At 71.8% G+C, this 20,819-nt stretch carries 23 protein-coding genes; 8 read left to right on the top strand and 15 right to left on the bottom strand.

The genetic code is table 11. The annotated features are described in order from the left end of the window. Positions 1-70 precede the first annotated feature (70 nt). From rpsO to truB, 3 genes are all read right to left on the bottom strand, one after another. The gene (gene rpsO / locus ACLQ2T_RS06820; protein ID WP_117226670.1) at positions 71-340 is read right to left on the bottom strand and encodes a 30S ribosomal protein S15; all 270 of its coding nucleotides are present in this window, start codon (positions 338-340) and stop codon (positions 71-73) included. Positions 341-527: 187 nt separating this feature from the next. After that, positions 528-1,457, bottom strand: a complete 930-nt coding sequence (locus tag ACLQ2T_RS06815; protein WP_425765111.1) for a bifunctional riboflavin kinase/FAD synthetase — start codon at positions 1,455-1,457, stop codon at positions 528-530. Positions 1,458-1,513: 56 nt separating this feature from the next. Next, on the bottom strand, positions 1,514-2,398 hold the full coding sequence (truB, locus tag ACLQ2T_RS06810) for a tRNA pseudouridine(55) synthase TruB (protein ID WP_425765110.1): 885 nt from the start codon (positions 2,396-2,398) through the stop codon (positions 1,514-1,516). Between the two features lie 147 nt (positions 2,399-2,545). Here truB and ACLQ2T_RS06805 point away from each other — a divergent pair, with 147 nt between their 5' ends. After that, complete coding sequence (locus tag ACLQ2T_RS06805; RefSeq protein ID WP_425765109.1) at positions 2,546-2,860, top strand: hypothetical protein; 315 nt, start codon at positions 2,546-2,548, stop codon at positions 2,858-2,860. 66 nt (positions 2,861-2,926) lie between these two features. Here ACLQ2T_RS06805 and ACLQ2T_RS06800 read toward each other — a convergent pair whose 3' ends face one another. The 10 genes from ACLQ2T_RS06800 to rimP all read right to left on the bottom strand — a co-directional run bounded on the left by ACLQ2T_RS06800 (position 2,927) and on the right by rimP (position 12,789). After that, positions 2,927-4,276 (bottom strand): MATE family efflux transporter, encoded by a 1,350-nt coding sequence (locus tag ACLQ2T_RS06800; RefSeq protein WP_425765108.1) that lies wholly within the window; start codon positions 4,274-4,276, stop codon positions 2,927-2,929. 522 nt (positions 4,277-4,798) lie between these two features. Continuing rightward, a complete protein-coding gene (locus ACLQ2T_RS06795) occupies positions 4,799-5,008 on the bottom strand; it encodes a DUF6186 family protein (protein ID WP_181445169.1) in 210 nt (69 codons plus the stop codon). Further along, complete coding sequence (locus tag ACLQ2T_RS06790) at positions 5,008-5,415, bottom strand: hypothetical protein (protein WP_425765238.1); 408 nt, start codon at positions 5,413-5,415, stop codon at positions 5,008-5,010. Before ACLQ2T_RS06790 ends, ACLQ2T_RS06795 begins: the two co-directional genes overlap by 1 nt. Positions 5,416-5,480: 65 nt before the next feature. Then, positions 5,481-6,539: a DHH family phosphoesterase gene (locus tag ACLQ2T_RS06785; RefSeq protein ID WP_425765237.1), complete on the bottom strand. Its 1,059-nt coding sequence runs from the start codon at positions 6,537-6,539 to the stop codon at positions 5,481-5,483. Between the two features lie 101 nt (positions 6,540-6,640). Beyond that, positions 6,641-7,147 (bottom strand): 30S ribosome-binding factor RbfA, encoded by a 507-nt coding sequence (gene rbfA / locus ACLQ2T_RS06780; RefSeq protein ID WP_425765107.1) that lies wholly within the window; start codon positions 7,145-7,147, stop codon positions 6,641-6,643. Positions 7,148-7,291: 144 nt separating this feature from the next. Further along, positions 7,292-7,585 carry a DUF503 domain-containing protein gene (locus ACLQ2T_RS06775; RefSeq protein WP_425765106.1) on the bottom strand — a complete coding sequence of 98 codons (294 nt, stop codon included), beginning with the start codon at positions 7,583-7,585 and terminating at the stop codon, positions 7,292-7,294. A gap of 91 nt (positions 7,586-7,676) precedes the next feature. Further along, on the bottom strand, positions 7,677-10,673 hold the full coding sequence (gene infB / locus ACLQ2T_RS06770; protein WP_425765105.1) for a translation initiation factor IF-2: 2,997 nt from the start codon (positions 10,671-10,673) through the stop codon (positions 7,677-7,679). Between the two features lie 115 nt (positions 10,674-10,788). Continuing rightward, on the bottom strand, positions 10,789-11,064 hold the full coding sequence (locus ACLQ2T_RS06765) for a YlxR family protein (RefSeq protein WP_425765236.1): 276 nt from the start codon (positions 11,062-11,064) through the stop codon (positions 10,789-10,791). A 49-nt stretch (positions 11,065-11,113) separates the two neighbouring features. Continuing rightward, entirely contained in the window at positions 11,114-12,157 is a 1,044-nt protein-coding gene (gene nusA, locus ACLQ2T_RS06760; protein ID WP_425765104.1) for a transcription termination factor NusA, read from the bottom strand. Continuing rightward, on the bottom strand, positions 12,154-12,789 hold the full coding sequence (gene rimP / locus ACLQ2T_RS06755) for a ribosome maturation factor RimP (protein WP_425765103.1): 636 nt from the start codon (positions 12,787-12,789) through the stop codon (positions 12,154-12,156). The genes nusA and rimP overlap by 4 nt, the downstream gene beginning before the upstream one ends. Before the next feature lie 221 nt (positions 12,790-13,010). Between rimP and ACLQ2T_RS06750 the strand changes: the two genes are divergently transcribed. From ACLQ2T_RS06750 to ACLQ2T_RS06725, 6 genes are all read left to right on the top strand, one after another. Beyond that, complete coding sequence (locus ACLQ2T_RS06750) at positions 13,011-13,469, top strand: hypothetical protein (RefSeq protein WP_425765235.1); 459 nt, start codon at positions 13,011-13,013, stop codon at positions 13,467-13,469. Continuing rightward, complete coding sequence (locus ACLQ2T_RS06745) at positions 13,466-13,906, top strand: ferritin-like domain-containing protein (RefSeq protein WP_425765102.1); 441 nt, start codon at positions 13,466-13,468, stop codon at positions 13,904-13,906. Before ACLQ2T_RS06750 ends, ACLQ2T_RS06745 begins: the two co-directional genes overlap by 4 nt. A 96-nt stretch (positions 13,907-14,002) precedes the next feature. Further along, positions 14,003-14,584 carry a PadR family transcriptional regulator gene (locus ACLQ2T_RS06740; RefSeq protein WP_425765101.1) on the top strand — a complete coding sequence of 194 codons (582 nt, stop codon included), beginning with the start codon at positions 14,003-14,005 and terminating at the stop codon, positions 14,582-14,584. A 50-nt stretch (positions 14,585-14,634) separates the two neighbouring features. Beyond that, on the top strand, positions 14,635-15,387 hold the full coding sequence (locus ACLQ2T_RS06735; protein WP_425765234.1) for an ABC transporter ATP-binding protein: 753 nt from the start codon (positions 14,635-14,637) through the stop codon (positions 15,385-15,387). Beyond that, complete coding sequence (locus ACLQ2T_RS06730) at positions 15,384-18,122, top strand: FtsX-like permease family protein (protein WP_425765100.1); 2,739 nt, start codon at positions 15,384-15,386, stop codon at positions 18,120-18,122. Before ACLQ2T_RS06735 ends, ACLQ2T_RS06730 begins: the two co-directional genes overlap by 4 nt. A 19-nt stretch (positions 18,123-18,141) precedes the next feature. Continuing rightward, complete coding sequence (locus ACLQ2T_RS06725) at positions 18,142-18,615, top strand: nitroreductase family deazaflavin-dependent oxidoreductase (RefSeq protein ID WP_425765099.1); 474 nt, start codon at positions 18,142-18,144, stop codon at positions 18,613-18,615. A gap of 221 nt (positions 18,616-18,836) precedes the next feature. On the opposite strand, the gene ACLQ2T_RS06720 is transcribed toward ACLQ2T_RS06725, so the two are convergent. Together ACLQ2T_RS06720 and map are read right to left on the bottom strand one after the other, a co-directional pair. Then, entirely contained in the window at positions 18,837-19,553 is a 717-nt protein-coding gene (locus ACLQ2T_RS06720) for a VIT1/CCC1 transporter family protein (protein WP_425765098.1), read from the bottom strand. Then, positions 19,550-20,407: a type I methionyl aminopeptidase gene (gene map / locus ACLQ2T_RS06715; RefSeq protein ID WP_425765097.1), complete on the bottom strand. Its 858-nt coding sequence runs from the start codon at positions 20,405-20,407 to the stop codon at positions 19,550-19,552. Before map ends, ACLQ2T_RS06720 begins: the two co-directional genes overlap by 4 nt. Positions 20,408-20,502: 95 nt before the next feature. Here map and ACLQ2T_RS06710 point away from each other — a divergent pair, with 95 nt between their 5' ends. Then, positions 20,503-20,817: an STAS domain-containing protein gene (locus ACLQ2T_RS06710; protein WP_425765096.1), complete on the top strand. Its 315-nt coding sequence runs from the start codon at positions 20,503-20,505 to the stop codon at positions 20,815-20,817. Positions 20,818-20,819 lie beyond the last annotated feature (2 nt).

The raw sequence follows: 20,819 nt of genomic DNA, 5'->3' as shown, positions 1-20,819 counted from the left end.
CTCGCAGCCCGTGTCTCGAGGTGGTTACGCCGACGGGGGAGCGGCCCGGTGGCCACTCCCCCGTCTCACGTCACCGGCGCAGGCCGAGTCGCTCGATGAGCGACCGGTAGCGGTTGATGTCCTTCTTCTGCACGTAGTTGAGCAGCCGACGGCGGCGGCCGACCAGCAGCAGCAGCCCACGGCGGCTGTGGTGGTCGTGCTTGTGCACCTTCAGGTGCTCGGTGAGCTCAGCGATCCGCTTGGTGAGGACCGCGACCTGTACCTCCGGCGAACCGGTGTCGCCCTCGGCGGTCGCGTACTCCTCGCGGATCTTGGCCTTTGCCTGCTGGTCGAGCGCCATGTTCTCCCTGTTTCAGTGGGTTGTCGATGGTGTCCGTGCGAGCCAGGCTGAATCTCTGCAGGCTGGGCATCGCTACCGGACGTCCTCGCATCCGCGGCGTCGAGCAGACATGCGAGGACCCACGTCGGTCAGCCGACGTCTTCGTCAGCCTACCAGCACCTCGTGGCCATCGCCCGATTGAGGCCGTTCAGGCCAGCGCCCGGCGGGTCCGTTCGACGTCCTGGGCGATCTGGGCGACCAGTGGCTCGATGCCGTCGAAGCGGACCTGCCCCCGCAGGTGGGCCACGAAATCCAGGGCCAGTCGCTCACCGTACAGGTCGCCGTCGAAATCCAGCGCGTACGCCTCGACCCGCCGTTCCCGACCGGCGAAGGTCGGGTTCGTGCCGACCGAGACGGCCGCGCCCAGCGGCTCCCGCTGACCCCGACGGATCAGCCGGGCGGCGTAGATGCCGTCGGCGGGGATCGCGGCGTAGCGGTGGCAGAGCAGGTTGGCGGTCGGGAAGCCCAACTCCCGGCCACGCTGGTCGCCCCGGACCACCACACCCTCCAGCCGGTGCGGACGCCCCAACGCGCCGGCCGCCGCCGTCACGTCACCGGCATCCACGCAGGAACGGATGTACGTCGAGGAGAAGACCGTGCCGGCCTCGGCCACCAGGGGAGCGCCCTCGACGGCGAAGCCGAAGGTACGCCCCAGCCGCTCCAACAGCGCCACGTCCCCGGCCGCCCGGTGCCCGAACCGGAAGTTGTCCCCCACCACCACCAGGGCGGCGTGCAGATGCTCGACCAGCACGTCATGGACGAACGCCTCCGCCGGCAGCCGGGAGAACTCGGAGGTGAACGGCACCACACAGAGCACGTCGACACCGAGGGCCTCGATCAACTCCGCCTTGCGCGCCGGCTCGGTGAGCACCGCCGGATGGGAACCCGGCCGCACCACCTCGGCCGGATGCGGATCGAAGGTGACCACGACCGACTGCACACCCCACTCCCGGGCGCGCGCCACCGCGTGCCTGATGGTGGCCTGGTGGCCCTTGTGCACGCCGTCGAAGACGCCGATGGTGACCACCGAACGTCCCCAACCCCCCGGTGCCGCGTCGTACCCCCGCCACCGCTGCATGCTCGTCCTTCCTGTCGCCGGTACTGCAAGGTCTTCCACTCGGGTGCCGGCCGCCGTCACGCCGGGGCGAGCACGATCTCCGCGCGGGCCCGGCCGGCCCGCTCGCTGACGATAGCGATCAACTGGCCGGCCGGATCGAAGACCGCGTACGGCCCGACCTGGCCGATCGGGTCGAGCGGGCCGCCGTGGGAGAGCACCTTCGCCTCCTCCGGACTGGCCGCCCGGGAGGTGAAGAACCGAGCGGCGGCCGCCGCCAGCGGCAGATCGACCACCTCGGGGGCGCGTCGTTCCAGCTCCTCCAGGGTGGCGGCCTCGGCCAGGGTGAAACCCCCCACGGCGGTACGCCGCAGGGCGGTGAGGTGCCCACCGACCCCCAGCGCCAGGCCGGCGTCCCGGGCGATCGCCCGGATGTAGGTGCCGGTCGAGCAGGCCACCTCCACGTCGACGTCCACCACCTCGGGCTGGTCCCGGCGGATCGCCAGCACATCCAGCCGGGACACGGTGACCCGCCGGGCCGGCAGGTCGACGCTCTCACCGTCCCGGACCCGCTTGTACGCCCGCTGCCCGTTGATCTTGATGGCGCTGACCGCGCTCGGCACCTGGTCGATCTCGCCGGTCAAGGCGGCCAGGGCGACGTGGATCGCCTCGTCGGTCAGCCCACCGGCGGAAGCGGTGGCGATCACGTCGCCCTCCGCGTCGTCGGTGACGGTGGACTGGCCCAACCGGATGGTGGCGGCGTAGGTCTTGTCGGCGCCGATCACGTAGGTCAGCAGGCGGGTGGCCCGGCCCACCCCGATCACCAACACCCCGGTGGCCATCGGATCCAGGGTGCCGCCGTGGCCCACCCGACGGGTGCGCGCGAATCGGCGGATGCGCGCCACCACGTCGTGCGACGTCATACCGCCCGGCTTGTCCACCACGATCAGACCGTCTGTGCTCACGACGTGCAAGCCTGCCAGATCGACGCGGCGGGCTCGGCAGCGGACGACCGGCCACCGAAACCGGATTTACGGCGTGGAACCCGACTGTGACGATGAACTCACAGCGGCGTCGGCCGATCCGGTGCCGCCGACCACGGGGAGACCGAGATGACCAGTGACGGCACATCCGCCGAGCGGCCCGATGAGGCGATCCGCCTGCGTACCCCCCGACCGGCGAGCACCCTGCCCGCCTGGATGCTCGATCCGCCACCCCCGAGGCGCACCCTGGGGGTCCGGGTCGCCCAGGCGTTCGCCGCCCTGCCCGGCGCTGGCCGACTGCGCCGCCGCTGGTGGGCCTGGCAGGACCGGGACCGCCTCTACCAGCGCTATCCGACCACCTTCAAGCTGGTCGCCATGGTCGTCTCCTGGATCGTGGTGATGGCCCTGGTGTCGCTGCTCTACGCCCTCTACGCCCAGATCTGATCCCTGATCCGACCCGGCCCCATCTGACCGACCGACCTTCGGGGATCAGACCAGCCGACCCGGGGATCAGGCGGCGGGTGTCACCCGGGGGTCGGTGCGGACCGCCCCGGTCACCGCCCAGGCCCCGCTGCGCAGGCGCAGCAGCAGGCCGATCAGCCGGATCACGGTGAACAGCAGCAGACCCGCCCAGATGCCACCGAGGCCGAGGGTGAAGGCGTGGGAGAGCCAGATCGCGGGGAGGAATCCGCCGAGGGCGCCGACCACTGTCAGATTGCGCAGATAGCGGATGTCACCGGCACCGATCAGGACCCCGTCCAGGGCGAACACCACCCCGGCCAGGGGCAGCATGACGACGAACCAGGGCCAGGCCACCAGGGCCTGCTCGTGTACCGCCGGCTCGGCGCTGAACCAGGTCGGCACCACGCCCGCCCCGGCGGCGGCCAGCACGGCGAACGCCGCCCCGCACACCGCGCCGAACCGACCGATCCGCTTGGCCAGGGCGCGGGCCGCCTGATCGTCGCCGGCCCCCAGGGCGGCACCGACCAGGGCCTGCGCGGCGATGGCCAGCGCGTCGAGCACCAGGGCGGCGAAGAACCAGAGTTGTACCGCGATCTGGTGGGCACCGACCGCGGCGGCGCCGAACCGGGCGGCGACTGCCGTCGCGGACAGGAAGCTGGCCTGGAAGGCCACGCCACGGATCAACAGGTCCCGGCTGAGGACGAGTTGCTGGCCGATGACCCGCAGGTGCGGGCGCAGGGCCACCCGCTCGGCCACCAGGGCCCCGGCGAACAGGACCCCGGAGAGGGTCTGCGCGATCACGTTCGCCACGGCGGAGCCGTTGAGGCCCATCCCCACGGGGTAGACCAGCACCGGGCAGAGCACCGCCGAGAGCAGGTTCGGCCCGACCACGAACCACAACGGCCGACGGGTGTCCTGCACACCGCGCAGCCAGCCGTTGCCGGCGGCGGCCAGCAGCAGCCCGGGGGCACCGAGGGAGGCGATGCGCAGCCACTCACCGGCGGCCCTGCCGACCTCTCCCCCGCCGGCCAGGGCACCGGTCAGCGCCGGGCCACCGACCTGCATCCCGATGGCGACCAGCACCCCCAGGGCCAGGGCCAGCCAGGAGGCCTGCACCCCCTCGGCGACCGCGGCGGCCCGGTCCCCGGAACCGAAGCGGCGGGCGGCGCGCCCGGTGGTGCCGTACGCGACGACCGTGCCCACCCAGGCGGTGAGGGTCATCACGGTGCCGCCGACGGCGACCGCCGCCAACGGAACCTGGCCCAGATGCCCGACGACGGCGGTGTCCACCAGAACGTAGAGCGGCTCGGCGGCCAGGACCACGAGAGCCGGCAGGGCGAGCGCGGCGATCCGACGGGGCGAGGCGACCCGGTCGAGGGTCGGGGTGGACTGGCTCATCGCCGCCGATACTGGCACGCGAGGTGTAAGGAGACAAGAGGAGTGTGCTGCTTACCAATGGTGGTCGCGTCACACCATGGCGGGCGGTGGTGGAGCGGTGGAACTACCGGACGGTGACGCCGCACTTACCAGACGGTCTCGGCGTCACCGCCGGTCGCGTACGATCACTGACGGGTGTCCATGGAGGTCTGCAGGGCGCGGCGGGCCTGCTCGCGGGCCTCGTCGGTGGTTTCGGGCTTGGGCTTGGCGGCCATGGTGAATCCCTTCCAGGGGCGCGCGTCGCCGAGCACGGCGGCGCGTCACGGGCGATGTCGCTGACGGCGCCCGGCCCAGGCTCCGGGGTCGCCGGAGCGGCGGGTGGACGACCTTTACGGCCCGGGTCGGTCGACCCTGGAGGAAAGCGGTGCAGGGTATGGCTCCGCCATCCTGACCTGCGCCACAACGGCGTCGGCCGATACCCAAGCTATCGTTCAGGTCCACATGTCGCCCAGGGTTCCCGACATCTGGACCAATCGAACCCGATCACCGCGCCAGGAAATGCCAGCCCACCCACCACCAGAAGCCGAACAACCCGATCCGCCCGACCGGGACCGGACCCACCTCGTACCGCATCACGTACGCGCACACCTCACCGAGAGTCGGAATCCGCGATCCCTCCCGGCGGGCCAGCCACTCCACCAGGCCGAACAACGCCAGCCCGACCAGGAATCCACCGATCGCCAAGGCCCGCATCATCGCCGCACCAATCCCCAGAAGGCCGACAGCCACACCAGCCAACCGGCGGACCGCACCAGCCGGTCCTCCAGCAGCGGGTCCGCCAGCCGCGAAAAGGTGGGGAAGTCGTCACCGGCCGCCGAGAAGAAGGTCGCACCCTCGAAGACGCCGAACACCAGCACCGGCAGGGTCCACCAGAGGGCACCCGAACTCAGCCGCCGCGGAGCCGGTCGGCGCGGCACCCGATTCGACATCCCGAGCCAGATCAGCACCCCACCGGCCCCGAACACGTAGAGGTTGGCCTCCGTCGAGAAGGACGGAAACCGACCACCGACCAGGGAGAGAGCGACGAGCACCGGCACACTGACGACCGGGCGCTCCCAGGTTCGAGGGGCCTCGAGGGTGAGGTCGCGGGGCTGCTCCATCATCCGATTCTCCCGATCCTGTCCAGGTACGGAAAGGTCAACACCCCCTGGTATCGGCCCGGATGTCACCGCTGCCGATCGATACGACCCTTCCCGTCTGGTACGTCCAATTCCGTCCGGATGCGCGCAATCACCTCGTCGACCGTTCCCCGTCCGGTGAAGCCGGCGGCGAGGCGATGCCCGCCGCCGCCCAGCGCGAGGGCCACCCGACTGACGTCGATCGCGCCCTTGCTGCGCAGGGAAACCGCCCACTCGGCCGCCCCGGTCTGCTTGACCACACAGCTGACGTCGGCCTCCGCAGTGCACCGGACCGGGTCGATCAGGGCCTCCAACACGTACGGTCGCTGGTCGTGCCGCGCCAGATCGTCCAGGGTGGCGTAGGTCCAGACCAGGCCGTTGCCACCGGCGGCAGCAGGCTCCAACCGGGCCCGGCCCAGCACCTCACCGAAGAGACGCACCGCGCCGAAGGGGCGGTTGTCGAAGATCCGCCGGGAGATCTCACCGGGACGAATGCCGGTGGCCAGCAGGCGGGCCGCCATCTCGTGCACCGCCACGGTCGTCGCCTCGAACCGGAAGGAGCCGGTGTCCGTGCTCAACGCCACGTACAGACACTCGGCGATGCCGGGGTCCAGGGAGATCCCGAGCCGAGCCAACAACTCCTCCGCGACCACGGAGGTCGCCGCGGCGCCCGGGTCGATCAGGTTGACGTCACCGAAGCCCGGGTTCGAGGCGTGATGGTCGAGCACCAGGGCGGTGCCCGGGCCGGTCAGCCGGCCGGCCAGCTCACCCAGCCGGGACTCGCTGGCCGCGTCGAAGCAGATGACCAGATCCGGCTCCGGGTCGGCCTCCGTAGCCGGCACCAGCAGCTCCTGACCGGGCAGCCCACGTAACGGCTCCGGTATCTCCAGAGGGCCGGGAAAGGTCGCCTGGAGCCGACCCATCCCGAGCTGGCGCAGCCCGAGCCCGAAGCCGAGCATGCTGCCCAGCGCGTCGCCGTCCGGGTTGACGTGGCAGATCAGCAGCACCCGACCATCGGGGGGCAACTGCCGCACGGCCGCCACCGCCGCCGCCCAGTCGGCCTCCACCGGCCCGGTCGAGGCCGCACCGGCCGCCGAAGCCTCCAGCACCGCACCGGCGGAAGCCGGTCGGTACGGGGCCGAACCACCGACGCCGGCCGGTCCCGGCGGCACGGCCGTCTCGGTCGTGCCGCCGCCGGTCGGGGCGGTCACCGCCGCTCCCCGCCCCGGGCCTCGTCGACGTCACCGGCCTCGGGCTCGCCGGAGTCCTCGTCGTCGTCCTCGTCCTCGTCGTCGTCCTCGTCCAGGCGGTACGGCTGGGCGTCACCGGCGTACTCGGCCTGCGCCGCCAGGCGCTGCACCTCGGCGTCGGCGTTACGGGCCGCCGCCAGCAGGTCGTCGATGTGTTTGACCTGATCCTGCACGTTGTCCAGGACGAAGGTCAGAGTCGGCGAGTGGCGCAGGCCCAGGGCCTTGCCGACCGTGCTGCGCAGCATGCCCTTGGCACTGTCCAGGGCGGCGGCGGTGCCGGCCTGGGCGGCCGCGTCGCCGAGCACGGTGTAGAAGACCGTGGCGTCGCGGAGATCGGCCGTGATCCGGGCGTCGGTGATGGTGATCATCCCGAGCCGGGGGTCCTTGATCTGGCTCCGCACCACCGACGCGACCAGTTCACGCACCCGCTCCGCGTGCCGGCGTACCTTGGCCGGATCCGTCATCTCGCCACCTCCACGGCGTGCCGCTACCGACCGGGCCGGTTGACGCCTGACGTCACCGGGCCCGAGCCGGCCCTTAACACCTCGAACCCTACCTGCGGGGCACCGGCGCCCGCGCGGGCGGCCGACGGCCCGGACCGCGAACGGTCAGTCGTCCCCGCCGTGTAGTCGGCGACGCACCGACAGCAGTTCGATCTCCGGCCGACCGGCCACCAGCCGCTCGCAGGAGTCGAGCACCTCACGGGCGTGGGCCGCCTCGGCGGCCACCACGGCCACCCCTATCTCCGCTCGCCCGTGCAGGTCGAGCGCGCCCACCTCGGCGGCCGAGACCTCGAAGCGGCGCAGTGCCGCCACGATCGGCCGTACGTAGGATCTCTTGGCCTTCAGCGACCGGGAGTCCCCCGGCAGCAGCAGGTCGAATACTGCGGTCGCGGTATACATCGTCTGCGGACACTACCCGCATCCCACCCCACGCGATCAAGGGGTTTACGCCGGACGGCGTAAACCCCTTGATCAGTGCGTCACCGCAGGATCAGGCGCGAACCTTCTCCCGCATCTCGAAGGTCTCGATCACGTCGCCGACCTGGACGTTGTTGTAACCACCCAGGGTCAGACCGCATTCGAAGCCCTCGCGGACCTCGGTCGCGTCGTCCTTGAAGCGCTTGAGCGAGCTGATCGTGAGGTTGTCCGCCACGACCGCGCCGTCGCGCAGCAGGCGCGCCTTCGCGTTGCGCCGGATGAGACCCGACCGGACGATGCAACCGGAGATGTTGCCGATCTTGGACGAGCGGAAGACGTCGCGGATCTCCGCGGTGCCCAGCTCGACCTCCTCGTACTCCGGCTTGAGCAGGCCCTTGAGCGCCGCCTCGATCTCCTCGATGGCCTGGTAGATGACGGTGTAGTACCGGATCTCCACGCCCTCGCGGTCGGCCATCTCGCGAACCTTGTTCGAGGCCCGCACGTTGAAGCCGATGATCGTGACCGGCTCGGACGAGGCACTGGCGAGCATGACGTTGCTCTCGGTGATCGCGCCGACACCCCGGTCGAGGACCTTGAGCTGGACCTCCTCGGGAATGTCGAGGTTGAACAGCGCGTCCTCCAGGGCCTCCACCGAACCGGAGACGTCACCCTTGAGGATGAGGTTGAGCGACGTCTTCTCGCCCTCCTTGAGCTGCTCCATGAGCGTCTCAAGAGTGGCCCGGCCACGGGAGTTGGCGAAGGCCGCCGCCCGTCGCCGTGCCTGGCGCTGCTCGGCGATCTGCCGCACCGTGCGGTCGTCCGCCGCAGCCAGGAAGGTGTCGCCCGCACCCGGCACCGCGGTCAGGCCGAGAACCATGACCGGACGCGCCGGACCGGCCTCGGTGAGCTGGTTGCCGTTCTCGTCGAGCATCGCCCGGACCCGGCCGTGCGCCCCACCGGCGACGATCGAGTCGCCGGCACGCAGGGTGCCCTTCTGCACCAGCACGGTCGCCACCGCACCACGGCCCTTGTCCAGGTGCGCCTCGATGGCCACACCCTGCGCCGGCCCGTCGATCGGAGCGGTCAGCTCCAGCGACGCGTCGGCGGTGAGCAGCACCGCTTCGAGGAGTTCCTCGATGCCGATGCCGGGCTTCGCGGCCACGTTGACGAACATGGTGTCGCCGCCGTACTCCTCGGCGACCAGGCCGTACTCGGTCAGCTGCTGGCGGACCTTGTCCGGGTTGGCCTCCGGCTTGTCGACCTTGTTGACCGCGACCACGATCGGCACGTCCGCCGCCTTGGCGTGGTTGAGCGCCTCGATGGTCTGCGGCATCACGCCGTCGTCGGCCGCCACCACCAGGATCACGATGTCGGTGACCTGGGCACCACGGGCACGCATGGCGGTGAACGCCTCGTGACCCGGGGTGTCGATGAAGGTGACCGCCCGGTCCTCGCCCTCGTGCGGGACGTGGACCTGGTAGGCGCCGATGTGCTGGGTGATGCCACCGGCCTCGCCGGCCACCACGTTCGCCTTACGGATCGCGTCGAGCAGCTTGGTCTTACCGTGGTCGACGTGACCCATGACGGTCACCACCGGCGCACGGCTGACCAGGCGGTCCTCCGCGACCGCGGCGTCGAGGTCGATGTTGAACTGCGCGAGCAGCTCGCGATCCTCGTCCTCCGGGCTGACGATCTGCACGTTGAAGCCGAGGTGCTCACCCAGCAGCAGCAGGGTGTCGTCAGAGCAGGACTGGGTCGCAGTGACCATCTCGCCCAGGTTGAACATCTCCTGGACCAGCGAACCCGGGTTGGCGTTGATCTTGTCGGCGAAGTCCGACAGCGAGGCGCCCCGGGAAAGCCGGACCGTCTGCCCCTGACCCCGGGGAGCACCCGAGCTCATGGTCGGAGCCGACAGGTTGTCGAACTCCTGTCTGCGCTGCTTCTTGGACTTGCGACCACGGGTCGGCTTGCCACCCGGACGCCCGAAGGCACCGGCGGCACCGCCGCCACGGCCACGGCCGCCGCCACCCGGACGCCCACCGCCACCGGCCGGCGCACCCGGGCGGAAGCCGCCACCAGCACCGGCACCACCACCGGGGCCGCCACGGTAGCCACCGCCACCGCCGCCACCACCGGGGCCACCGCGGTAGCCGCCACCGGCACCGCCGCCACCACCGGGGCCACCGCGGTAGCCGCCACCGGCACCGCCGCCACCACCGGGACGACCGGCACCGCCGCCACCACCGGGACGACCGGCACCGGGACCACCCGGACGGCCGGGCCGCTGGCTCGGCATCGAGGCCGGGCTGGGCCGAGGCGGCATGGAGGCCGGGCTGGGCCGAGGCGGCATCGAGGCCGGGCTGGGCCGAGGTCCACCGGCACCGGCGGCCGGCGGACGCTGCTGCTGGCTGCCCTGAATGCCGAAGGGGTTGTTACCCGCACCCCGCGCCGGCGGACGGCCCTGCCGGCCACCCGGGCCGGGGGTCGGACCGCCAGTGCGACCGGCGGCCGGGGAACCCGGACGCGGCGGCATGTTGCTGGGGCCGGGACGGGGACCCGGACGGGCGCCCCCTTCCGCCGGGGGCTCCCGGCGGACGTTGTCGCGCTGCTGCTGGCGGGCGGCCTGGGCGGCCTTGACCGCAGCCTCCTGCTCCGCCTTCAGCGCGGCCGCGCGCGCCTCCGCGGCGGCCACCTCGATGTCGTGAGCACTCGCCGGCTTGGCGACCGGGGCCGCCGCGGGCGGCGGACCGGGCACCGGGGCCTTCGGCTTGGGCCCGGGCGCCGCCGGACGCCGCGGCGGCGTCGGCTTGGCGGTGATCCGGGGCTCGCCGGGGGTCGGCGAGGACGGGGTCGGTGCCGCCGGAGCTGGCGCGGCCGACGGCGCAGCCGTCGGAGCACCTGCGCCGCCGGAGGCGACGAAGGCGCTGCGCAGCCGCCGGGCGACCGGCGCCTCGACGGTGCTCGATGCGGACTTCACGAACTCGCCCATTTCCTTCAGCTTGGCGAGAACGGTCTTGCTTTCGACCCCGAGCTCTTTTGCAAGCTCGTGTACGCGGGCCTTACCTGCCACTGCACTCCTCACTCCGAGGTCGTGCGGGCAGCACCCGCAGCGACCTCACTCGTGCACTTGAAGCCTGGTCATTTCTGGGACTTCATCGTGTGCTCATGCTGGTCGTCCTACCTTGCTAGCGACCCTCGCCCGGTCGGGTGACCGGACGTAGTGGTTGACGCGTCAGGTACTCCGCGAGGGCTCCGTCATCGGGAGCCCCGGCGAGGCGCAGCGCACGCCCGAAGGCGCGGCGCCGCACTGCCTGCGCGAAGCAGGCCGGATCCGGGTGCATGTTCGCTCCCCGACCCGGCAGTCTGCGGGTCGGATCGGGCCGGAGGCTGTAGCCAGCCTCGTCATCGATCGCGACGATCCGCAGTAACTCATTGGCCGGCGCACGCCGTCGGCAGCCCACACAGGTGCGCTCCGGCCGCGCGCGTCGTGCCACTGGTGGAAGTCTACCCCTAGCTGCCCGAGACCGCGCCGCCCGGTTCCCGGACCTGATCGGCTCCGGGGCGCCCGGCGGGGCCGCTCTGCTCTGCGTCGGACCGAATATCGATCCGCCATCCGGTCAACCGGGCAGCAAGTCGCGCGTTCTGCCCTTCCCGCCCGATGGCGAGCGACAGCTGGAAATCCGGAACGGTCACCCGGGCCGCCCGGTTCGCCAGGTCGACCACCTCCACCCGCAGGGCCTTGGCCGGGGAGAGTGCGTTGCCGACGAAGGTGGCCGGATCCTCCGACCAGTCGATGATGTCGATTTTCTCGCCGTACAACTCGCTCATCACCGCCCGGACCCGCTGGCCCATCGGGCCGATGCAGGCGCCCTTGGCGTTGACCCCGGACACGGCGGAGCGCACCGCGATCTTCGTACGGTGACCTGCCTCACGGGCGATCGCACTGATCTCCACGGTGCCGTCGGCGATCTCCGGCACCTCCAGCGCGAACAGCTTCTTCACCAGGTTCGGATGGGTACGCGACAGGGTGATCTGCGGGCCGCGCATCCCCTTGGACACGTGCACCACCACGCACCGGATCCGCTCACCGTGGGTGTACCGCTCCCCGGGCACCTGCTCCGACTGCGGCAGGACACCTTCCAGCTTGCCCAGGTCGACGGTGACGATGCCCTTCTCGGATCGCGCCTCGTGCGCCTGGACCACCCCGGTCACCAGGTCGCCGTCACGGCCGACGTACTCACCGAAGTGCACCTCGTCGGTGGCCTCCCGCAACCGCTGGAGGATCACCTGCTTGGCGGTCATGGCGGCGATCCGACCGAAGTCGTGCGGGGTGTCGTCCCACTCCCGGGCGACGCCACCCTCCGGGTCCATCTCCTGGGCGTAGACCAGGGCCGCGCCGCTCTTGCGGTCGATCTCCACCCGGGCGTGCGACTGGGCACCCTCGGTGTGCCGGTACGCGGTCAGCAGCGCGGTCTCGATCGCGGCGAGAATCGTGTCGAACGGGATCTCCCGCTCGCGCTCGAGTGCGCGCAGCGCCGCGAGGTCGATATTCACCTCTCCTCGTCCTCCACATCGTCATCGTCATCGTCGTCGACGTCTTCTGAATCGGGCAGTTCGTCGAGGCGGCTGAACTCGATCTGCACCCGTCCCGGGCCGAGATCGGCGTACGGCCACGAGGCACGCTCGCCGTCGACCTCAAACTCCACGGACTCCTCGTCCGCGGCGACCACCCGGCCGGTGACCTGCCGGTCGCCGGACTCCCCCGCCCTCCGGACGGTCACCCGGACCAGCCGGCCGATGTTGCGCCGCCAGTGCCGGGGCAGGGTCAACGGGCGGTCCACACCCGGTGAGCTGACCTCGAGCTGGTATTCCCCGGCGACGATGTCGCCGCCGGTCTCCTCGGCCGCGTCCAGCGCCGCCGAGACCGCTCGGGAGATCTCCGCCACCGTGTCCAGGTTGATCCCGCCGTCCGCGTCGACGATCACCCGGACCACGTGTCGTCGACCCGCCCGGGACACGGACAGGTCCTCCAGGTCGTAGCCGGCGCCATCGACCACCGGTGCGATAACCGCACGCAGCCGCTCCCGACGGGCGGCGAGGTCACCCCGAGGGCCCTGGCCGCCTCGCGGAGCCGGGCCGCCACGGGGTCGTCCCGTCGTTCTGGTGGCACGGCCACGCTGCGTCATCTGTCCGACCCTTTCACTGCTCGCCGGCTGCCATGCCGGCACGCCACCGGTGCGGACGCGCCGGTGGCTGCGCAGAGCGTAACGCGCCCACCCGAGGAGGACCCGAGCGGCGCACCGACGCCCACCGCCGTACACCGGACGTGCCGATGGTGTTGACTTGTCCGGTGGTGATGGGCAGAACGACTCGGCGGGAGGGAACCTCCCCGCCTCCCCGGCGCACCGTGCTGCGGGTGGGGGCCTTGCTGGTGCTCGGCGCAGCCGCCGCCCCGCTGACCGGATGCGGCCTCCTCGACCGCGAGGACCCGCCACGGCCGGATCCACTGGCCCCCCTGATCGAGGAGTCGTTGCGCCTCGCGGCCGGGCTCCGCACCACCGCCGAGGCCCATCCCGACCTGGCCGCCCGGCTGGTCCCGCTGGCCGAGACCCATGAGGCCCACGCCGACGAACTGGCCCGACTGACCGGTACGGCCCTTTCGTCGGCCGCGCCGTCCGGATCGGCCGCACCGCCGTCACCCGAGCCTCCGGCGGAGCGGGCAGCCGCCCTGTCCGCGCTGCGCAAGGCCGAACGGGCCGGCCGGGACTCGGCGACCGCGGCCTGCGCCGCCGCCCCCGCCGAGCGGGCCGCCCTGCTCGGCTCGATCGCCGCCGCGCGGGCCACCCACCTGGAGGCGCTCAAGTGACCGCGCCCACCGGCACCGAGGACCCCCTGGTCGCCGCGCTGGCCGCCGAATACGCCGCGATCTGGGCGTACGGCCCGATCGGGGTACGGCTGGCCGACGCCGAACGGAAGGCCGCCGTCGAGGCGGAGGCCGCGCACCGCGGCCGACGCGACGCCCTGATCATGCAGTTGACCACCGGTGGCGGGGCTGTCCCGCCGGACCGCCCCGGTTACGCCCTGCCCTTCCCGGTGACCGATCGAGCCAGTGCCCTGCGGCTGGCGATCGAGGTGGAGGAGCGCACTGCGGCCTTCTGGCGAGCGGTCCTGCCGGCCAGCACGGGAGAGCAACGGGACCGGGCCCTGACCGCTCTGATCGACTACTCGGTGCGGGCGACCCGCTGGCGGCGCGCGGCCGGGATCACCCCGGTGACGGTGGCCTTTCCCGGCCGTCCCGGCTGAAAACACCCGCGTCGGGGCGAAAAATATGAGCATCCGTAGTGGTCGGGACAGCTTTGCGGTTGCGGTCCGGCATACCTGGTATGCATACTCCGCTACATGTCCATCCGCCACGGCCTGCTCGCCCTGCTCGAACGCGGCCAGATGTACGGCTACCAACTCCGGGCGGCGTTCGAGGAGTCGACCGGGTCGACCTGGCCGTTGAACATCGGTCAGGTCTACACGACCCTGTCCAGGCTGGAGCGCGACGGACTCGTCCGACCCCTGCCCGAAAGCGAGACCGGACAGCGCCCGTACGAGATCACCGACGCCGGGCGGGCGGACCTGGCGCTGTGGTTCGCCACCCCGATCAGCCGCACCGACCGCCCCCGTGACGAGTTGGCGATCAAGCTGGCGCTGGCGTTGACCACACCGGGGGTCGACGTCCGCGCGGTGGTGCAGAACCAACGCACCGCCACCATGCGTACCCTCCAGGAGTTGACCCGGTTGAAGTACGCCAGCGACCGGCCGGAGGATCTGCCCTGGCGACTGGTGCTGGACGCGATGATGTTCCAGGCCGAAGCCGAGGTGCGCTGGCTCGACCACTGCGAGACCAGCCTGGCCCGGCACCGCCCCCCGGTCTCCGGCCCAGCGTCCCACTCGGAGGCGGTGGGCCACACGGGTGAGGAGGCCCGACGGTGAGTACGGCGAAGGACCCGAGACGGACCCTTTCCGACCAAAGCGTCCCACCGGTGGACGGCGGGTCCGGCGGGGATGACGCCACCGAGGCCGTGCTGGAGCTGCGGGAGGTGCACCGCACCCACGGCACCGGTCCGGCCGCGGTGTACGCGCTGCGGGGAGTCAGTCTGGTCGTCCGCCCCGGCGAACTGGTCGCCGTGATGGGCCCCTCCGGCTCGGGCAAGTCCACCCTGCTCACCCTGGCCGGCGGGCTGGACAGCCCGACCTCCGGTGAGGTACGGGTCGAGGGCCAGCCGCTGCACGCGCTGGATCGCAGCGGCCTGGCTCGACTCCGACGCCGCCGCATCGGCTACATCTTCCAGAACCTCAACCTGATCGGCAGCCTGACCGCGGTGGAGAATGTCGCACTCCCCCTCGAACTGGATGGTACGGGCGTACGTCGGGCCCGTCGGTTGGCACTGGAAGCCCTGACCGAGGTGGGCATGACGGAGTTGGGCGACCGCTTTCCGGATCAGCTCTCCGGCGGCCAGCAGCAGCGGGTGGCCATCGCCCGCGCGCTGGTCGGTGAGCGCCGCCTGGTCCTCGCCGACGAGCCGACCGGGGCGTTGGACTCGCAGACCGGGGAGGCCGTGCTGCGGCTGCTGCGCCGCCGGGTCGACGCGGGCGCCGCCGGGGTGCTGGTCACCCATGAGGCCCGACACGCCGGCTGGGCGGACCGGGTGGTGTTCCTGCGCGACGGTGTAGCGGTCGACTCGACCGCCCCGCTGGTCGGCATCGAGGCTCTGCTCTCCGGCAGCGGCCGGTGAGCGACCAGGTCGACCCGAGGCTCGGCAAGGCGCGGACGGCGGAGTTCATCGGGTCGTGGCGGAGCGCCCTGCGCATCGCCCGCCGAGAGACGAGACGGGCCCGGGGCCGGACGGCCCTGGTGCTCAGCATGATCATCTTGCCGGTGCTGGCGCTCACCTTCGTAGCGGTCAGCGTGGACATGTCGCGGCTGACTCCCGCCGAGAAGCTGGACCGCACCCTGGCCGACGCGGACGCCCAACTGCGGGTGGTCAGGAACGCCCCGATCAGACAGAGCGCCGACGGCGACGACTGGTGGCCGGTCGGCGAAGACGTCGAGGAGAGCGAGGCCCTGGCAAAGGTCAGCGCGGAGCAGGTGGCCGCGCTGTTGCCCGCCGGCAGCCGGGTCCTGCCGGTTACCCACTGGGTGCCCTTCCCGGTCCGCGACGGTGACCGGGTCCGCGATCATCTGAACGCCACCGTGGTCGACCTGACCGACCCGCTGGGGCACGGACTGGCCCGGGTGCACGCCGGTCGGGTTCCGGCCGGTGCCGACGAGGTCGCGGTGAACCCGGCCACCCGGCGTCAACTCGACCTCGACCTCGGTGACCAGGTAGCCGCCGGCAACAACAGCCGCAGCTGGACCGTCGTCGGAGTGGTCGAGTTTCCCGGACGGTTGAGCCCCGGGGTCGCCCTGCATCCCACCGGGTCACCGACGACCACGGGGGGCACCGACCCGGACTTCCTGGTGGACCTGCCCACCCCGATGACCACCGAGTTGTTCCGCCAGCTCAATGAGCAGGGGGTCGTGGTCACCGCCCGCATCGCCGAGCCGCCGCCCACCGTCGTCGCCGACGGACGGTTCGACCTGGCCACGTCGGGCGAGGAGATCGGTAGCGGCCTGCTGGTCGCCGGGCTGGGCCTGCTGGAGGTGGTGCTGCTGGTCGGCCCGGCCTTCGCCGTCGGGGTACGCCGACGGCGGCGGGACCTGGCGCTGGTCTCGGTGGCCGGGGGTGATGCCGCCCAGCTCCGCCGGGTGGTACTCGCCGACGGGGTGATCCTTGGCTGCATCGGCGCCGCGATCGGCATCGCCCTCGGGGTGGCCGTGGCCTTCGCCACCCGCCCGTTGGTCGAGGAGTTCATCGTCCAGCACCGTTTCGGGGGGTATCGGGTCTGGCCCGCCGCCCTGGTCGTGATCGGGCTGGTGGCGGTGCTCGCCGGGGTGCTGGCGGCACTGGCCCCGGCCTGGACGGCCGCCCGGGAGGACGTGGTGGCCGGGCTGGCCGGCCGGAGAACCCCGCCGGTGCGTCCACGCCGTTGGCTGGTCATCGGGGTGCTGCTGTCCGTCGGCGGGGTGGGCGTGGCCGCCCTCGGTGCGGTGGTGACCTCACAGGCGACCATTCTGGCCGGGCTGCTGCTCGGTGAACTCGGGCTGGTCTTCGCCACCCCCACCCTGGTCGGAATGGTGGCCCGGGCCGGCCGGTTCCTGCCGCTGGCCCCCCGGATCGCGCTACGCGACGCCAGCCGCAACCGTTCCTCTGCCGCCCCGGCCATCTCCGCGGTGATGGCCGCGGTCGCCGGCAGCGTCGCCCTGGGTCTCTTCCTCGCCAGTGAGCAGGCCCGCGACGAGGAGCGGTTCCGGCCGATGGTGCCGGAGGGCAGCGTCCTGGTCTGGGCCGACCAATGGCCCGAGGCCCCCTCCCCGCCCACCCTCGCCGAGATCACCGGACCGGCCCGGGAGCACCTCGGCGCCCGGACGATCGCCCCGCTGGTCTCGGCCGGCTGCCTGCCCGAGCACGAGGAGTGTCAGTTCAGCCCGGTGCTGCCGGCCGAACGTGCCTGCCCCTGGCAGGCGGAGCAGACGCTGAGCGAAGCCGACCGGCGTCGGGCCCGGGCCGACGACCGCTGCCAGGGCCTCCCGGACGCCTACTACGGCCCGTACTTCCAGGTCGCCGTGGACGACGGCTCGGCGTTGCCGATCCTCACCGGCGCCGGACCGGAGGAGACGGCCGCGGCCACCGCGGTGCTGCGGGCCGGCGGGGTGGTGGTGACCGACCCCCGGTACCTGCTGAACGGCCACCTGGAGCTGCGATACCAGGAGAGCTCCGATGGCCCGCTGGGCGGCCACACCCGGTCGGTGACGGTTCCCGGCCACGCCGTGGACAACGACCTCGGCAGCGACTGGATCCTGCTCTCCCAGGCTGTGACCGATCGGCTGGGGGTGGTCACCCGCCACGTCGGCTGGGCGATGGACGGGACGCCCGATCCGGACCGCCACGAGGAGTTCACCGCCGCGATGCGTCCACTCGGGTCCTTCAGCGTGGAGACCCGTGACGACAGCAGGCACGGCGGCACCGTGAGGATGCTGCTCCTGCTGGCCGGGGTCTCCGCGGTGGTGACGGTGGGTGCCGCCGGAATAGCCACCGGCCTGGCTGCGGCCGAGGGCCGCGCCGACCTGTCCACCCTCGCCGCGGTCGGCGCCAGTCCAGGCGTACGCCGACTGCTCTCGCTGTGTCAGGCCGGCGTGATCGCCGTGCTGGGTTCCCTGCTGGGCATCATCGCCGGCCTCGGCGCGGCGTTGATCATCCTGTTCTTCACCAACCGGCAGTACGCGCAGGCCTGGCCGATCGAGCCGCCCTATCCGTTCGTCGTACCGTGGCTCACGCTGGGCGTACTGGTAGTGGTGCCGCTGGTGGCGATGCTCGGGGCGGCACTGTTCACCCGTTCCCGGCTACCGGTGGAACGACGGCTGGACTGAAGTACTGCACACTGTGCGGATGTCCACACTGGGTTCCCTGGCCCGCCGACTCGGGCGGTATCGCTGGTTCGGTGCCGCCATGCGCCTGCTGGTCCCCGCCGACCGAATCGTCGGGCGACTCACCCGGGGCCGGGTGGTGGCGCTCGGGCTCGTACCGTCCCTGGTGATCACGACGACCGGCCGCCGCTCCGGCAAGCCCCGCAGCAACCCCCTGCTGTACATACCCGACGGCACGGGGTACGTGGTGATCGGTTCCAACTGGGGGCAGAAGCAACAACCGGCCTGGTCGCTCAACCTGCTGGCCCACCCCGAGGCCGAGGTCGACGTGGCGGGACGCCGGATTCCCGTACGCGCCGAGTTGGCCACCGGTGCCGAACGCGACCGGCTGTGGCAACTGCTCCTCGACGAGTGGCCCGCCTACCAGGCCTACGTGGAACGAGCCGGCGACCGCCAAATCCGCATCTTCCGCCTAACCCCCACCACCACCCCCTAACCACCCCACCCCGCCGCCACCCTGCCGCACCCTCGCCGCGTCGATCTTGCACTTTTGGTCGCTCAGATGCGGCTTTCGCGGCTTATTCCCCGACACAAAGTGCAAGATCGGCGGGGCAGGCGCGGGGCGCGGCGGGGCGGGGCGGGGCGGGGCGGGGCGGGGCGCGGGGCGCGGCGGGGCGGGGCGCGGCGGGGCGGGTGGAGAGGGTGGAGAGGGTGGGGTTAACCTAGGCCGCCTTGGACGCCGATCAGGGCGCCGATGGCGTAGGTGGCGGCTGCTGCGGCGGCGCCCAGGAGCAGTTGGCGCAGGCCGCCGGTCCACCAGCGGCGGGCGGTGAACCGGGCGACGACCGCACCGGCGATGAACAGACCCAACCCGCCGACCACCAGGGCCAGGGCCAGGCTGGTCGCGCCGAGCAGGTACGGCAGCAGCGGCACCAGCGCGCCGACCGAGAAGCAGAGGAACGAGGAGAAGGCCGCCGTCCAGGGGTTGGGCTGTTCGTCCGGATTGACGCCCAGTTCCTCCTGTACGTGCACCCGCAGGGCGATCTCCGGGTTCCGGCGGATCGCCTCGGCCATCTGCTGGGCCAACTCGGGCGGCAGACCTCGGCCCACCCAGATGTCGGCCAGTTCCTTGGCCTCGGCCTCGGGATGGCGTTCCAGCTCGCGACGTTCCTTGGCCACCTCGGCGGCGATCTGCTCGTTGGCGGACCGGACGCTGGTGTACTCACCGAGGGCCATCGAGATCGCGCCGGCCACCAGACCGGCGGTGCCGGTCAGCACGATGTTGCGCGGCGACACCCCGCCGCCGCCGACCCCCGCGATCAGGGCGATGTTGGTGACCAGTCCGTCCATCGCCCCGAACACGGCCGGCCGTAGCCAGCCGCCGGAGACGTCCGCGTGATGCGACTCCCTCAGCGCCGCCGGGGTCTCGGTCACGGCAGGGTGAGGATCTCGTGACCATCCTCGGTCACCAGGATGGTGTGCTCGAACTGGGCGGTCCACTTGCGATCCTTGGTGACCACCGTCCACCCGTCCTCCCAGAGGTCGTACTGGTGGGTGCCGAGAGTGATCATCGGCTCGATGGTGAAGGTCATGCCCGGCTCCATCACGTCCGTGGGCCGGGGGCTGTCGTAGTGCGGGACGTACAGCCCGCTGTGGAAGGCCTCACCGATGCCGTGACCGGTGAAGTCGCGGACCACCCCGTAACCGAACCGCTTCGCGTACGACTCGATGACCCGGCCGATGACATTGATCTGGCGGCCCGGGGCGACCGCCCGGATGCCCCGCATCATCGCCTCGTGGGTCCGCTCGACCAGCAGTCGAGCCTCCTCGCTGACCTCACCGACGCAGAAGGTGGCGTCCGTGTCGCCGTGCACCCCGCCGATGTACGCGGTGACGTCGACATTGATGATGTCGCCGTCGGCCAGCACTGTGGAGTCGGGGATGCCGTGGCAGATCACCTCGTTGAGGCTGGTGCAGCAGGACTTCGGGAAGCCCCTGTAGCCCAGGGTCGAGGGGTAGGCGCCGTTGTCGACGAGGAACTCGTGCACCACCCGGTCGATCTCGTCGGTGGTGACCCCGGGCTTGCAGTGCTCCCCGGCGAGCTGCACCGCCTGGGCGGCGATCCGCCCGGCGATCCGCATCTTCTCGATGGTCTCCGGCGTCTGCACGTGGGAGCCCTGCCACGGCCGGGGTGCCTTCTTACCGACGTACTCGGGCCGGGCGATATCGGCGGGTACCGGCCGCCACGGGGAGAGCCTGCCTGGGGTCAGCGGCGCACGGACGGTCATACCCGCAAGCCTATCGCCGAGCGCTCGGTGACCCCCACCACCGTCCGGGGCCACGAGTTGTTGCCACACCAGTTCGGCTGTGTCAAGGTGTCAGCGTGGATCAAGGGAGCGCACCTCCCGTCTTCTCCGCCGTCGCGGAGACCGACGGTGATCACCTCATGGTGGTGGTCACCGGCGAGGTGGACATGGCGACCGCCGACACCATGCTCCAGACCGCGCTGCGGGAGCCGGCCACGCGGATGACCCTGGACCTGCGGGCGGTCACCTTCTTCGACTCGGCGGCCATCCATGCGGTGGTCCGGCTCGCCGGCCACTACCCGCAGGCCCTGAGGGTGTTGCCGTCCCGGCAGGTGACCCGGGTACTGGAGATCGCCGGTCTGAGCGGCCAGCCCTGGCTCACCCCAGGCTGAGC

This window comes from Micromonospora sp. DT229 (assembly GCF_049844505.1).
GTDB lineage: Bacteria > Actinomycetota > Actinomycetes > Mycobacteriales > Micromonosporaceae > Micromonospora.
Note: the sequence above shows the minus strand (reverse complement) of the source record. Positions and strands in the feature narration are given on the sequence as shown.

What these genes read in the sequence shown, in the direction of transcription:
- rpsO (WP_117226670.1), bottom strand. Translation starts at nt 340, where the DNA reads ATGGCGCTCGACCAGCAGGCAAAGGCCAAGATCCGCGAGGAGTACGCG.
- ACLQ2T_RS06815 (WP_425765111.1), bottom strand. Translation starts at nt 1,457, where the DNA reads ATGCAGCGGTGGCGGGGGTACGACGCGGCACCGGGGGGTTGGGGACGT.
- ACLQ2T_RS06805 (WP_425765109.1), top strand. Translation starts at nt 2,546, where the DNA reads ATGACCAGTGACGGCACATCCGCCGAGCGGCCCGATGAGGCGATCCGC.
- ACLQ2T_RS06800 (WP_425765108.1), bottom strand. Translation starts at nt 4,276, where the DNA reads ATGAGCCAGTCCACCCCGACCCTCGACCGGGTCGCCTCGCCCCGTCGG.
- ACLQ2T_RS06795 (WP_181445169.1), bottom strand. Translation starts at nt 5,008, where the DNA reads ATGCGGGCCTTGGCGATCGGTGGATTCCTGGTCGGGCTGGCGTTGTTC.
- ACLQ2T_RS06790 (WP_425765238.1), bottom strand. Translation starts at nt 5,415, where the DNA reads ATGGAGCAGCCCCGCGACCTCACCCTCGAGGCCCCTCGAACCTGGGAG.
- rbfA (WP_425765107.1), bottom strand. Translation starts at nt 7,147, where the DNA reads ATGACGGATCCGGCCAAGGTACGCCGGCACGCGGAGCGGGTGCGTGAA.
- ACLQ2T_RS06775 (WP_425765106.1), bottom strand. Translation starts at nt 7,585, where the DNA reads ATGTATACCGCGACCGCAGTATTCGACCTGCTGCTGCCGGGGGACTCC.
- rimP (WP_425765103.1), bottom strand. Translation starts at nt 12,789, where the DNA reads ATGACGCAGCGTGGCCGTGCCACCAGAACGACGGGACGACCCCGTGGC.
- ACLQ2T_RS06740 (WP_425765101.1), top strand. Translation starts at nt 14,003, where the DNA reads ATGTCCATCCGCCACGGCCTGCTCGCCCTGCTCGAACGCGGCCAGATG.
- ACLQ2T_RS06725 (WP_425765099.1), top strand. Translation starts at nt 18,142, where the DNA reads ATGTCCACACTGGGTTCCCTGGCCCGCCGACTCGGGCGGTATCGCTGG.
- map (WP_425765097.1), bottom strand. Translation starts at nt 20,407, where the DNA reads ATGACCGTCCGTGCGCCGCTGACCCCAGGCAGGCTCTCCCCGTGGCGG.